Raw genomic sequence first — 14,060 nt, forward strand, 5'->3', positions numbered from 1 at the left:
CATGACGATCGCCATGCCGGAGCCGATCCTGTCCCAGGAGGAGGTCGACCGCTTCCGACAGGACGGATACCTGCTCATCCGCGGCGTCCTGACCAGGCAGGAGGCCAGGCACCACGCCGGCCTGATCCTCGACCTGCTCCCGCGCGACCTGCGCGTCCCGGAGCACTGGCAGGCGTACGACGGCCGGTTCAAGCCCTACAACACCCCCGGGAACCAGACCTTCGACGGCCCGGAGTTCATCCCGCTCCTCCAGAACGAGCTGCTCTACCGGGTGACGGCCCAGCTCCTGGAGCACCCGCGGCTGCTCGTCCGGGACGGCTCGGTCGCCATCACCATGCGCAACGACACCGCGCACACCAGCGAGCTGAGCCAGGACCTGCACATCGACCCGGCGGTACCCGAGGACGTGGACGAGTTCCTGCTCACCCCCGAGGAGGTCGAGATCGGCGGCTGCTACTACTTCACGGACGTGGCTCCCGGCGGTGGCGGCATCCACGTCGTGCCCGGCGGCCACCACATCGTCGAGGCGGAGGCCCGAGCCGTTCCCCGGGGGCGGCAGCTGCACGACAAGTGGCGGAACATCCCGCACCTCAAGAGCATCGAAATCACCGGCGAGGCAGGCGACTTCGTGCTGACCCACCACCTGATGCCGCACGCCGCCTCGCACAACCGCCGGCCCGAGGCACGGGTCGCCCAGTTCGTCCGCTACGCGCGGGACGACCAGCCCTGGGAAGCCGGGGACCGGCCCGGTGACCGCCCGGCCGGCCACTCCTACAACGGCCTGCAGACCGCGGCGATGACGCCGCTCGGCCGCCGGCTGCTCGGCGTCGACCCCTGGTAGCGGGCCCTGCCGGTGCCCGTGACCGATCCCGCGGCGGACCGGCCGGACCCGGGCACCGGCACCTCCCGGCCGACCACCCCACCCGAAGGAGACCAGCATCGTGACGGCACACCCGAACAGCGCCCCGCACGACCTGTCCACCGACCACGCCGACCTGTCCGTCGACCACGTCGAGCTGTACGTCGAGGACCTCGACGCCACCGCGCGACGCTTCGCCCAGGCCTACGGGTTCACCGCGTACGCCCGCTCCGACCAGCCGGGCGACGCGCGCTCGGTCGCCATCGGCCGGGACCGAATACGCCTGGTCCTCACCCAGGCCCGGGCGGAGGACCACCCCGCCGCCGACTACACCCGGCAGCACGGGGACGGCGTCGCCGACATCGCCCTGACCACCGTCGACACGGCGGAGGCCTTCGCCGCGGCCGTCCGGCGCGGTGCCCGGCCACTGGCGGCTCCCACCGAGGCCGACGGCGTGGTCACGGCCGCCGTCGCCGGCTTCGGCGACGTCCGGCACACCTTCGTCCAGCGCCCCGGCGGAACCGACCCGCGGCTGCTGCCCGGGTTCACCCCCGTACGCCGGGCCGAACCGGCAACGGACACCGGCCTGCTGGACATCGACCACTTCGCGGTGTGCGTCGAGGCCGGCCGGCTCCGCTCCACCGTCGAGTACTACGAGCAGGTCCTGGGCCTGCGCAACACCTTCACGGAGAGGATCGTCGTCGGCGCCCAGGCGATGGACTCCGAAGTGGTGCAGTCCCCGTCCGGCGGCCTCACGCTCACCCTCATCGAGCCCGACACCAGCCGCGAGCCCGGCCAGATCGACCACTTCATCAAGAACCACGGCGGCTCCGGCGTCCAGCACATCGCCTTCCGCACCGAGGACGCCGTGCGGTCCGTCCGCACGATGGCGGAGCAGGGCGTGGAGTTCCTCTCGACACCGCCCGCCTACTACCGGTTGCTCGCCGACCGCCTGCGGCCGGCCCGGCACACCGCGCGGCAACTCGCCGACCTGGGCATCCTCGTCGACGAGGACCACGAGGGCCAGCTGTTCCAGATCTTCACCCGGACGACGCACCCGCGGCGGACGCTGTTCTACGAGGTCATCGAGCGGATCGGGGCCACGACCTTCGGCAGCGGCAACATCAAGGCCCTGTACGAAGCCGTGGAAGCGGAGCGGCTCGGGTGACGGCCGACGACGACCGCCGGGCCGCCACCGCCGCGGTGGACCTGGACGGCATCCGCGCCGCCGCCCGTGCCGTACTCGACCCCGCGGTCTGGGACTTCGTCGACGGCGGCAGCGGCACCGAGTCCACGCTCGCCGCCAACCGCACCGCCTTCGCCGAACTCGCCCTCGTCCCACGGGTACTGACCGGCGCCACCGCCGCGGACACCGCCGAGCGGCTGGTCGGGACGGCGGCGGCCATGCCGGTCGCCGTCGCACCCATGGCCTACCAGCGCCTGCTGCACGAGGAGGGCGAAGCCGCCGCCGCCCGCGCCGCCCGGACCCACGGTGTCCCCTACGTCATCAGCACGCTCAGCAGCCACCCGCTGGAAGCCGTCACCGCCACCGGGGCCGACACCTGGTTCCAGCTCTACTGCCTGCGCGACCAGGCCAAGAACGACGAACTGGTCGGCCGGGCCGAGGCCGCGGGGTGCCGGGCGCTGATGGTCACCGTGGACGTGCCGCTGATGGGCCGCCGGCTGCGGGACGTGCGGAACGGCTTCGCGCTGCCACCGCACGTCCGCGCCGCCAACCTCGACGCCGGCCCAGGCCCAGGCCCCGGCTCAGGCCCCGACACCGGTCCCGGCCCCGACAGCGAGGCGCACCGCAGGATCGGCGGCACCTCGGCGCTCGCCGTGCACACCAGCGCCGCCTTCGCGCCCGCCCTGTCCTGGCCGGACCTCGAACGGCTGCGCCGCCGGACCACGCTGCCCCTGGTGGTCAAGGGCCTGCTCGACCCGCGCGACGCCCGCACCGCCGCCGACCTCGGAGCCGACGCCGTCGTCGTCTCCAGCCACGGCGGCCGCCAACTGGACGGCGCACGCCCCAGCCTGGCCGCCCTCCCCGAGGTGGTCGCCGCGGTCTCCGGCGACTGCGAGGTCCTGCTGGACAGCGGGATCCGTACCGGCACCGACGTCCTCAAGGCGCTCGCCCTCGGGGCCCGCGGCGTGCTGCTCGGCCGTCCCGTGCTGTGGGGCCTGGCGGCGGGCGGCGAGGCCGGAGCCGCCCGCGTCCTCGACCTGCTGCACACCGAACTGGCCGAGGCGATGACGCTGGCCGGCTGCGCCGACCTCGCGGCGGCGCGGCTCCTACGCACCGAGAGGCTGGCACCCCGTGCCTGACGCACCGTTCGCGGACCCGACCACCGCGGACTTGACCGCCATGGACCCGACCGCCATGGACCCGACCACCGCCGACCCGACCACCGCCGATCTGACCACCGCCGACCTGACCACCGCCGACCTGCACGGCTCACTGGAGGATCCGGCCCTCACCTCGATGAACTTCCTCAACGAGGTGACCTCGCGCTTCCCGGAAGCGCTCTCCTTCGCCCCCGGCCGCCCGGTCGAGCACTTCTTCGACCTCGAATCGGTGCACCACCGGCTGCGCACCTTCAGCCGCCACCTCGCCGAGGAGCGCGGCCTGTCGGACGAGGAGGTCCGCCGGACCTTGTGCCAGTACGGCCGGACCAAGGGCATCGTCCACGAGCTGGTGGCCCGGCACCTCGCCCGCGACCACGGCCTCACGGTCGATCCCGAGGCCGTCGTGATCACCGTCGGCTGCCAGGAGGCGATGTTCCTGGTCCTGCGCGCGCTGCGGGCGAGCGAGCGGGACGTGCTGCTCTCGGTCTCGCCCATGTACGTCGGCCTCACCGGCGCCGCGCGGCTGGTCGACCTGCCGGTCCTGCCGGTCGCCGCCGGGTCGGCCGGGATCGACCTGGACGACCTGACGGCCACGATCCGCGCGGCCCGCGCACAGGGCCTGCGCCCCCGGGCGTGCTACGTGATGCCCGACTTCGCCAACCCGTCGGGCCTCAGCATCGACCTCACCCAACGGCGGGCACTGCTCGCGCTGGCCGAGCGCGAGTCCATCCTGCTGCTGGAGGACAACCCCTACGGCGTGTTCCACGGCGGCGACGGGACGCCTCCCACCCTCAAGGCCCTGGACACCACACGCCGGGTGGTCCACCTCGGCTCCTTCGCCAAGACGGTGCTGCCGGGCGCCCGCGTCGGCTACGCCGTGGCGGACCAGCGCGTCGCGACCGCCGACGGCGGGTCAGGACTGTTCGCCGACCAGCTCTCCAAGATCAAGAGCATGGTGACCGTGAACACCTCGCCGATCGCCCAGGCGGTGGTCGGCGGTGCCCTGCTCGAACACGACTTCAGCCTCGAACGGGCCAACGCCCGGGAGCGGGAGATCTACCGGGACAACCTCGACCGGGTCCTGGCCGGACTCCGCAGTCGCTTCGGCGGACACCCCGGCATCACCTGGTCCGTGCCGACCGGCGGATTCTTCGTCTGCGTGACCGTCCCGTTCACGGTCGACGACGCCCTGCTGGAGCACTCGGCCCGTCGGCACGGCGTCCTGTGGACCCCGATGAGCCACTTCTACAGCGCCGCGGGTGGCACCAACTCCTTGCGACTATCCGTCAGTTCACTCACCGGACCGGCCATCGACGACGGCCTGGACCGGCTCGCCGCGCTCTTCGCCGAGCAGGGCTGCTGACTCCGTCCGGGGGGCGCTGCGCCTCCGCACCGCCCCCCCCGGCCCGCGTCAGGCCGTGACCACCAGCCGGGCCAGTACCGGCAGATGGTCCGAGGCCGCCGGCTCCCCGGTGACCGGACCGATCCGCACCGGCCGCACCCCCGGCCCCGCGAAGACGTAGTCGATGCACTCCGCGGGCGCGTCGGTCGGGAAGGTCGCGGCCGGCGCACCCTCGACAACCGTCCAGCAATCGGTGAAAGCAGCCCGGACGGCGGCGATCTCCGGTGTTTCCGGAACGGCGTTGAAGTCACCGAGGAGAATCGCCGGAGCGGCGTCCCCGATCAGCTCGATTACTTCTTTCACCTGCTGGGTGCGATCGGTCTCCGAGAACAGTTCGAGGTGCGCGACGAAGACCTGGAGCGGAATTCCGCGAAAGTCGATCTCGGCCTGCAGCAGACCCCGCTGCTCCTCGCCGGGGGAGCGGAAGAGGTGGGTGTTGCGCGAGCGGGTGATCGGATGACGGGACAGCACCGCGGTGCCGTACTGCATCCGTGGCGCGCCCGGGGCCGGCGGGGCCAGGTCGAGGTTCGCCCCGTACGCCAGGTGGTAGCCGAGGAGCCGCGCCAACTCCGTTGCCTGGTCGGCCCATTGGCTACGCCTGTCGAAGTGCCGGTCCACCTCCTGGAGTCCGACGACCTCGGCGCCGCTGCTCCGGATCACCCGGGCGATCCGTTCCAGGTCGAGGACGCCGTCGACCCCCTCGCCGTGGTGGATGTTGAACGACATGACGTCGATGGCCGGTGCGGAGGCATCCGGTTGGCGATTCACGTGAACTCCCTTTCCCGTGCGGACGGATCAGCCTTTTCGGCACGTTGTTCCGGGGGCTCATTGAATCCGACCGGCGGCGCGGGTGCCTCGAATTCTCCTCGTAGCGAAAAATATGAGTACTCCGGGATTCGACGCCCGCTCGACCGGCCGGCAGGAGTTCGCCGACGATCCGGGCCGCGTGCTCGCCGAGCGCCGGCCGGATGCGGCTCCGCCCGTGCCGCCGCCGCTCCTCCGGGGTCGGTCCGGCCCGGGCGCCGTACCCCTCCGCGCGGACCGTCGCCGCCCGCGCGGCGGGTCCGGAGGCAGGGTGCCCGGGGGAGTCCGGCGCCCCGGCCGGCGGACCCGTGCTCCGGTGCGGCACTCGCTCCGCATTCGAAGGGTCGACCGCTCGAAAGTGATATGTCACACCCTATTGATTGTGGTGGGTTGTCCATGACACCGTGCCAGCGATGCCTCCGCAGTAGCGAGCTGGAGGCTCCCCCCCACCCCCCACTTAGGAGTGACGATGAGTCACCGACTTCGGCTACCCCGGGCACTGGCCGTGCTCGCCGCCGCGAGTACCGCCCTCACCGGCTTCGCCGCCGCCCCGAGCTTCGCCGCCCCCACGGTGCAGGCCGGTCAGCAGGCGAGTCAGACCGCCCGTCCCGATGGCATAGCCCCCACCGGCACCGCCTTCGGTCTCGACACCCACGCGCAGACCCAGACGGGCCGGCTCGCACCCGCGCAACTCCCGCCGCGCTCCCCGCAGTCCGCCGCTCCCCAGGCCCCGACGCCCAAGCTCGCCAAGGCTCCGGCCCAGCTCGCGGCCAAGGGGGCCACCGCCGGCAGCGGGCAGACGGCCGGCACGGCCCAAACCTCCTGCACCCCGGCCGACTTCAGCGGCCGGAGCGGCGCGGACCTGGTCAACTTCATCCAGGGCTCGACGGTCGACTGCATCAGCTCGCTGTTCCACCTCACCGGCGGCGACGCCCACGGGGTGTTCCAGCAGAGCCAGATGCTCGTGGTCGCCAACGGCCTGAAGAGCGCCGCCGCCTCGTACACGGGCGACAACTCCACCGGCATCTACCAGCTGGGCTACTTCCTCCAGGCCGGCTACTTCGCGCAGTACTACCACCCGGCCGACGTCGGCACGTACGACGCGACGCTCACCGCCGCCGTGAAGGCCGCCCTCGACACCCTGGTGGGCAGCCCGCACTTCCTGGACGTCAACGACGGCAACGGCCAGGTCGCCGGCCAGGCGATGATCCTCTCCGACAGCGCCAACCTCCAGGCCCACTACCTCGGCACCTACCAGCGGGTGCTGAACGCGTACACCAGCGCCTGGGACTCGTCCTGGTACATGGTGAACTTCGCGAACAGCGTGTACACCCCGATCTTCCGCGGCCACCAGAACGCCGACTACGTCGCGGCCGTCACCGCCGACCCGAGCCTCATCAACACCCTCGACAGCTTCGCGCTCAACCACAAGAGCATGCTCGGCGGCACCAACTCCTACCTGGCTTCCAACGCCGGTCTGGAGACGGCCCGGTTCATCGAGCACCCGGCGCTGGTCAACACCGTCCGGCCGCTGATCAAGGGCCTGATGGGCGTCTCGTCGATCACCGGCCCCACCGCGCCGCTCTGGGTCGGCGTCGCCGGCATGGCCGCCTTCTACGACAAGGCGAACTGCTCGGACTACGGCGTCTGCAACCTGGCGGACCAGCTCAAGGCCGCTGCCCTGCCGGTCAGCCACACCTGCGACTCCACCCACAGCATCCTGGCCCAGAGCCTGACCGCCGCCGACCTCGCCGCCGTCTGCGCCAGCCTGCAGAACCAGGACGCGTACTTCCACAACCTGGTCAAGGACAGCGGCCCGATCGCCGGCCAGTACGAGAACTCGCTGCAGATGGTGGTGTTCGCCTCCCCGCAGGACTACCAGACCTACGCGGGCGGCATCTACGGCGTCAGCACCAACAACGGCGGCATCACCCTGATCGGCGACCCGACCGCCCCCGCCAACCAGCCGATCTCGCTGACCTACCAGAACGGCAACGACGGCTTCACCGCGGGCGTCTGGAACCTCAACCACGAGTACACCCACGCCCTCGACGGCCGCCTCGACATGAAGGGCAACTTCACCCAGCAGATCTCCGTCCCGGACGTCTGGTGGATCGAGGGCGTCGCCGAGTACACCTCCTACAGCTACCGGAACATCACCGACACCGGCGCGGTGGCCGAGGCGCCCAAGCACACCTACGCGCTCAGCACGCTGTTCCAGAACACCTACGACAACAGCGACACCACCCGCACCTACCCGTGGGGCTACCTGGCCGTCCGCTTCATGACCGAGAAGCACCCGGACGTCATCCAGAACATGCTGGGCCACTTCCGCACCGGCGACTACACCGGCGGCTACGCGACCTACAACTCGATCGGCACCGCGTACGACGCCGAGTTCAACACCTGGCTGGACGCCTGCGCCGCCGGCGCCTGCGTGGTGGGCAGCACCCCGACCGCCGCCTTCACCGCCGTCCCGTCCGGCCTGAACGTCCAGTTCACCGACCAGTCGACCGAGTCCGGCGGCAGCATCGCCTCCTGGGCCTGGAACTTCGGTGACGGCGCCACCTCCACCAGCCAGAGCCCCGCGCACACCTACACCGCGGCCGGCAGCTACACCGTCGGCCTCACGGTGACCGACGGCAACGGCAAGACCAACACCATCAGCCAGTCCGTCACGGTCGGCAGCCTCACCGGCTGCACCGCCGCCGACGCCCGGGTGCTGGACAAGAACTGCTCCCGCACCGGCCAGTCCGCGACCGCCGGCAACCTGGACTACTACTACATCTACCTGCCGGCCGGCACCACCACCCTCAAGGTCTCCAGCTCCGGCGGCACCGGCACCGCCTACCTGCTCTACAACCCGGACACCTGGGCCACCCCGAACGCCTACACCACCGGCTCGACCACCAACGGCACCACCACCCAGAGCCTGACCGTCACCAACACCACGGCCGGCTACCGCTACATCAGCCTCTACGCCCAGACCGACTTCAGCGGCGTCACCATCACCACCCAGTACTGATCCCGCTCTTCGCGACGGCGGCCCGGAGCACCCCGCTCCGGGCCGCCGTCCGGTCACTGGGGATCCGGGGAGCCACGCCGTGATCGCGTTGTCTGCCGAGCTGCACCTTGAACGTCCGCCGGAGCACAGTTCGCATGACCGTCACCCCGCCGGTGCGGCGTCGTAGCCACCTTCCGGTGGGCCCCTGTACGGCAGGAGGCCGCCATCGGGAAGTCCCGGGGACGGCCTCCAGCGGTGTGTGGTGCGTCAGCTGATGCGGATGAGTCCGGCGGTGGCGCTGGCCGCCTCCAGGGCAGGGCTGCCGCTGTAGGTGGCGGTGTAGCCGAGGTTCAGCAGGACGGTGACGACCGGGCAGGGGCCGGTGCAGGTTGCGGTGCCCGCCGCGTTGGTGGTGGCGGTGCAGACCGTGGTGGAGCCGACCTTGAAGGTGATGGCGGCGCCGGGCACGGGCTTGCCGGTGATGGTGTCGGTGAGGGTGGCGGACAGGTTGAGGTTGATGCTCAGTTGCCCGGGGGCGATGGAGAGCAGCAGCGGGTTCGCGGTGAGCTTGGTGGTGTCCTTGGTGTAGGTGTACCGGTCCCCGGCCGTGATGGTGCTGGTGCCGCCGGGGGTGGTGACGGTGACGTCGACCGGTCCGGCCGCGCTCGCGGCGGGCGCGGTCGCGGTGACGGTGGTGTCGTTGACGACGGTGAACGAGGCAGCCGGGGTGGTGCCGAAGGCGACGGCGGTGGCGCCGGTGAGGTGGCTGCCGGTGAGCGTGACGGTGGTGCCGCCGCCGGCCGGGCCCTGGGCGGGCGCGATGCCGGTGATGGTGGGCGCGGGGACCTGGTAGGTGTAGGTGCCGGCGGTCACGGTGCGGCCCTTCGCGGTCAGCTTCACGTCGACGGTGCCGGCCGCGTGGGGCGGGGCGACGGCGGTGACGGTGGTGTCGTTGACGACGGTGAACGAGGCGGCCGGGGTGGTGCCGAAGGTGACGGCGGTGGTGCCGTACAGGTGGCTGCCCGTCAGGGTGACGGTGGTGCCGCCGGTGGTGAGGCCGTGGTCGGGGGCGAGGCCGGTGGCGACCGGCGGCAGGGGTGCCATCGCCAGCTGGTAGACGTTCTGGTCGATGGGGATGCTCGCGGTGATGGTGAGCGTCGCGGTGTCGACGATGGAGACGGTGCCGTTGGTGAGGCTGCTGACGTAGAGGCGGCTGCCGTCGGGGTCGGCGAGGACGGCGGTCGACCAGCCGCCCGTGGGGATGCTGCCGACCATGGTGTTGGTCGTGGCGTCGACGACGGACGTCGTGCCCAGGGCGCTGCCGACGTAGATGCGGCTGCCGTCCGGGGAGACGGCCACGCCCTGCGGGAGCCAGTCGACCGTGATGGTGGAGGTGATCGTGGCGGTGGCGGTGTCGATCACCGCGAGGGTCCGGTCCTGGCTGTTGCTGACGTACGCGCGGGTGCCGTCGGGGCTGAAGGCCGCGCCGAACGCGCCCCGGAAGTGGACGGTGGCGGCGACGGTGTCGGTGGCGGTGTCGATGACCGTCACCGAGCTGTTGAGGGGGCTGGGGACGTAGACCCGGCGGCCGTCCGGGGAGACGGCGATCTGTGCGGCCTGGCTGCCGGTCGGGACGACGGTGGTGACGGTGCGGGTGGCGGTGTCGATGACCGCCATCCCGCCCTCGTAGTAGTCGACGTAGGCGCGTGCGCCGTCGGGTGAGAAGGCGATGGCTGTCGGCGAGTGGTAGGTGCCGAGGTCGATGGTCCCGGCGACGGTGTTGGTGGCGGTGTCGACGACCGTGAGGGCATAGGTGTTGCTGCCGGTCCACACCTGGGAGCCGTCGGGGGTGACCGCCGCGTAGGGCGACGCCCCGCCGCTGGCGAGGGTGGTGACCGTCGCCCCGGTGGCCGGGTCGACGCCGAGCACGTTGGCGTAGCCGTTGGGGATGTAGAGCAGGGACGCGGGGCCGGCCGCGTGCGCGGTCGCGGCCGGCAGCACCGCGGCGGCGGTGCAGAGGAGCGCGGTGGCCACTGATCCTGCCGCGACGCGCCGCAGCCTTCGCCAGCGCCCCGGGCGTATCGCGGTGGGGTGGGTGGTCGGTGCCATGGGTTCCGCCTCTCGCGGGTTGCAGAAGCCCGTCCGAACGGACGGGCTCTGTCGAATCACGCTAGCTCCACGGAACATGACGAACGGTCAGATGAACGATGATGACCGTTTCTGTTCATCCACAATCGGAATCCGATCATCCGGCGGCGGGGCGGCAGTCACCGCAACCCGGCCCGCACCCGCGGTCCGCGCCGAACGGGTCGGGCGGGCCGCGGGTGCGGTTGCTCGGGTGGTGCGGCGGGGCTACTTCTTGTCCGCGCCGTCCTTGCCCTGGTTCATCATGCCGCCGAGGGCGCTGAGGTTGCTGGCGCCGCCGGTGGCCACGGACGCGGCCCCCTTGGCGGCGGCCTCGTTGGCGAGCTGCTGCATCTTCTGCAGGTGTTCGGTGGCGGTCTTCAGGGCTTCCTGGCCGCGTTCGCCGGCGGCCTTGTCGTTGTTCGCGGCGGCCTCGATGCCCTTGGTGAGGACCTGGGTGACGGTGTTGATGCCGCTCATGTCGCGGAACAGGTTGGCGGTGGCGATGGCCTGCGCGGTCTGGAGGGCGGTCGGGTCGGGCATCGCCACCAGCGGCGTGAACCTCGCCTCGGAGGCGCCCAGCGGGGCGACCTTGGTGTCCAGGTTCTGGGCGCGCGAGGCGGTGGAGACGGGGGCGATGTCGGCCGGGGTGATCTGGATCGGCGAGTCCTTCCAGTTCCAGAAGCGGGTGAGGTCGATCTTCTCGGCGGAGTTGGCCCGGCCGAGGACGGCCTCGGCGAAGACGCCCTTGGTGGCGATCGCGACGGTGTTGGTCACCGGGTTGCCGTAGGCGGTGGCGGTGGCCTTGCGGGCGTTGGTCCACGCCTCGCGCTCCTGCTCGCTGGTGAAGTTCCACCGGAACCCGAGGTAGTTGCCGGTCGCGGCGATCGGCTTCGGGTCCAGCACCGTGCCCAGCAGGACCGGCTGCGCGGTCGAACCGGCGGGCGCGTAGGAGTAGTTGGCGAGGATACGGCTGAGGGTGAGCTCGTCGGCGTTGGCCCACACGGCCTGGCTGTAGTGGCGGCGGTTGTCGTTCAGGTGGTCCAGGACGTTCTGGGCGACGTTGCCGCCGCGCACGTGGAAGCCCAGCGAGGAGACGTAGGTGCGGCTGCCGGACTTCACCGTCGCGCCGAACACCCCGCAGATCGCCGAGGCCCCGCCGGCGTCCTCGCTCAGGTCGGGCGCGGCGGTGGTGGTCTCGGCGATCCCGAAGTTCGCCACGCCGGAGGTCATCGTCAAACGGAGCCCGGCGAGGCTGCCGCGGGCGCCGGGGCCGGACCAGGCGTCGACGGAGATCAGCTTGTCGGCGCCGCCGAAGGTGTAGGAGGCCTGGCGCAGGACGCCGGAGCCGCCGGTGTCGCCGCAGCGGGCGGTCTGCCCGGGGAAGATGACCTGGATGCTGCGGATGCCGACCTCGTCGTACCAGACGTCGATCCGGGAGGCGTAGGGGGAGTCGGCCTTGGGCTGGTAGTCGAACGGGAGCGGGTTCTCCCGCGCGGTGGTGAGGTAGCGCAGCAATGTCCCGTCGGTCTTGAGGACCCAGTAGTCCCCGGCGGCGGCCGAGACAACCGCCACCGTCGCCGCGGTCACGGTGTTCTTGAGGTAGGGGTTGGTGGACGCAGCCCAGGTCGTCGCACCGGGTTCCAGCACTACTGCGAGGTTGGCGCCGGGTGCCTTTATGCTGCCCCAGAGCAAGCCGTCGGCGGCGGCGTACAAGCGATTCAGGGCCGAAGTGGCCCGGTCCGACCAGCCGGTGCCCACTCGCTCGTAGGTCTTCCCCTGGCGGAGGTACCAGACCTTGCTGCCGGTGGCGGCGACCTCGTCGGCCTGGACGTTCAGGTTCGTCCAGGTACCGTTCGAGGCACGCTGCCAGAGCGTGTTGTCCAGGGCTACGAGGTAGAGCGTGTCGTCCGCGCCGCAGGCCAGGCTCAGCCCCTGCCGTTCCTGTGCGTCGGCGGCCATCCAAGTCGTCCCGGGGAAGTGCACGAGCTTCTTGTCGGCCCGCAGCCCCCAGAGGATCTCCTTGCCCGGCATGATGCGCTGCAGTCCGCCGCTGGGCAGGCCGGTGGTGGGCAGCGGGTTCCACTGCCGGCTGACGGGGTCGAAGCGCACCGGGCTGCCGTCGGCTTTGCGCACCCCGTACAGCCCCATGGGGCCGCCGGCGATGTCGAGCAGGTCCACGCCGTCGTAGGTCTGCTCCTGGAGCGCCTCCGGGGCGGTGAGCGCGTCGAGCTTGCGCACCGTGGTGTCGAACGGGTTCGCCGCCCGGATCTTCGCTCCCCAGTCGGCCGGCGCCACCGAGGCGAGGACCTCCTTGTACCGCTGGAGGCTGGAGTAGGTGAAGGTCAGTTCCTGGAGCGGGATGAACAGGCAGCGTTCCAGCTTCGTCGGCTTGGTCGTGACGCTGTAGACCTGGACGACCTCGTAGTACTGCACCGACATCGCGTGCATGTGGTTGTAGTTGGTGACGACCCGGGTCATCACCTGGTCCTTCTCCGACTGCGAGGTCTCGCGCACCACCGTCATGTTGCGGCTGCGGGCTGCCGTCGCCAGCTGCTGGGTGCGCGCGCTGATGCGCTGGGACGCCTCGTCCGCCACCGTCTTCACCCCGGTCGAGCGGGAGACGGCCGTCGAGAAGGCGCTGTTCTCCGACGCGCTCCAGTTCGCGCCGATCCCGCCGAAGAACCCTGCGAGGCCGATGCTGCCGCCGCCGCTGGAGGACTTGCTGCGCTGCGCCGCCGAGGAGTCGCCGTACTGCTCCTCGCGGGCGATGGCGTTGGCGACCTCGCTGATCGAGCGGTTCTGGTCGGTGGTGGAGGAGAGGGTGTCGGCCTCGGTGGTCTTCTCCGTGCCGGTGGCCTTCGTGGTGTTCTGCCAGTCGACGACCGCGACCTTCGTGCTCTCCCCGGGCGCGAGGGCGAGGCTGTGCAGCAGGCGGCCGAGCGTGACGCCCTGGGCCGACCAGCTCTGCTCGGTGGTGACGACCATGCCCTCGGCGGGCCTGTCGTAGAACGGGAGGTTCTCCTCGCCGAGGTCGATCGCGCCGGTCAGCTTGCGGGCCGGCTTCGCGTTGGGGATGTCGGTGAGCACCACCGACTGGTAACGGACGATCTCCGTCGGGTAGTTGCCGGTGGTCGGCAGCAGGTCCTTCGGCGTCGCGCCGTCCAGCGACGCCCTGTCCACCTCGTACCCCGGCGACGCGCCCGTACCCGCCGGGGCCGGGGTGGTCGTGGTCGTGGTGGCCGGCGTGGTCGTGGCCGTCGTCGTGGACGCCGGGGCCGTCGTGCTCGCCGGGGCGCTGCTGGGTGTTCCTGAGCTCGCGGTGGTCATCACGAATCCCGTCTGCGGAGAAGATGAGGGTGGAACGGCACGGCACCGGGCACCAACTGCCCCTGGTACCAAGGCGAACGACGCCTTCCGGATCGGGAACCTACACAGAGTGATCACAGCGCCGACATGCTTTGACGGGAATGGCCGGAAACCGTGCCCGAACCAACGGACCTTCCGCGCCACGCACCGAA

General features: G+C 71.3%; 8 protein-coding genes. 5 read left to right on the forward strand and 3 right to left on the reverse strand.

Features of this window, described 5'->3' with window-relative positions:
- Position 1 precedes the first annotated feature (1 nt).
- The 4 genes from BG452_RS41195 (at position 2) to BG452_RS41210 (ending at position 4,568) form a co-directional block, all read left to right on the forward strand.
- Positions 2–841, forward strand: coding sequence for a phytanoyl-CoA dioxygenase family protein (locus BG452_RS41195; protein ID WP_188309490.1), 840 nt, complete (start codon positions 2–4; stop codon positions 839–841).
- A 100-nt stretch (positions 842–941) separates the two neighbouring features.
- Positions 942–2,027, forward strand: a complete 1,086-nt coding sequence (gene hppD, locus BG452_RS41200) for a 4-hydroxyphenylpyruvate dioxygenase (protein ID WP_317621478.1) — start codon at positions 942–944, stop codon at positions 2,025–2,027.
- Entirely contained in the window at positions 2,024–3,184 is a 1,161-nt protein-coding gene (locus tag BG452_RS41205; RefSeq protein ID WP_188309491.1) for an alpha-hydroxy acid oxidase, read from the forward strand. The genes hppD and BG452_RS41205 overlap by 4 nt, the downstream gene beginning before the upstream one ends.
- Positions 3,185–3,239: 55 nt before the next feature.
- Entirely contained in the window at positions 3,240–4,568 is a 1,329-nt protein-coding gene (locus BG452_RS41210) for a PLP-dependent aminotransferase family protein (RefSeq protein WP_188309557.1), read from the forward strand.
- Between the two features lie 48 nt (positions 4,569–4,616).
- Here the strand turns inward: BG452_RS41210 and BG452_RS41215 are convergent, their stop codons facing one another.
- The gene (locus BG452_RS41215; RefSeq protein ID WP_188309492.1) at positions 4,617–5,375 is read right to left on the reverse strand and encodes an endonuclease/exonuclease/phosphatase family protein; all 759 of its coding nucleotides are present in this window, start codon (positions 5,373–5,375) and stop codon (positions 4,617–4,619) included.
- Positions 5,376–5,880: 505 nt separating this feature from the next.
- On the opposite strand from BG452_RS41215, the gene BG452_RS41220 reads away from it, so the two are divergent.
- Positions 5,881–8,436 carry a collagenase gene (locus BG452_RS41220; protein WP_188309493.1) on the forward strand — a complete coding sequence of 852 codons (2,556 nt, stop codon included), beginning with the start codon at positions 5,881–5,883 and terminating at the stop codon, positions 8,434–8,436.
- A 246-nt stretch (positions 8,437–8,682) separates the two neighbouring features.
- Here BG452_RS41220 and BG452_RS41225 read toward each other — a convergent pair whose 3' ends face one another.
- Together BG452_RS41225 and BG452_RS46660 are read right to left on the reverse strand one after the other, a co-directional pair.
- Entirely contained in the window at positions 8,683–10,449 is a 1,767-nt protein-coding gene (locus BG452_RS41225) for a YncE family protein (protein WP_188309494.1), read from the reverse strand.
- Between the two features lie 318 nt (positions 10,450–10,767).
- Positions 10,768–13,869, reverse strand: a complete 3,102-nt coding sequence (locus BG452_RS46660; RefSeq protein ID WP_223243492.1) for a hypothetical protein — start codon at positions 13,867–13,869, stop codon at positions 10,768–10,770.
- Positions 13,870–14,060 lie beyond the last annotated feature (191 nt).

Source organism: Streptomyces sp. CBMA123 (genome assembly GCF_014596465.1).
Lineage (GTDB): Bacteria > Actinomycetota > Actinomycetes > Streptomycetales > Streptomycetaceae > Kitasatospora.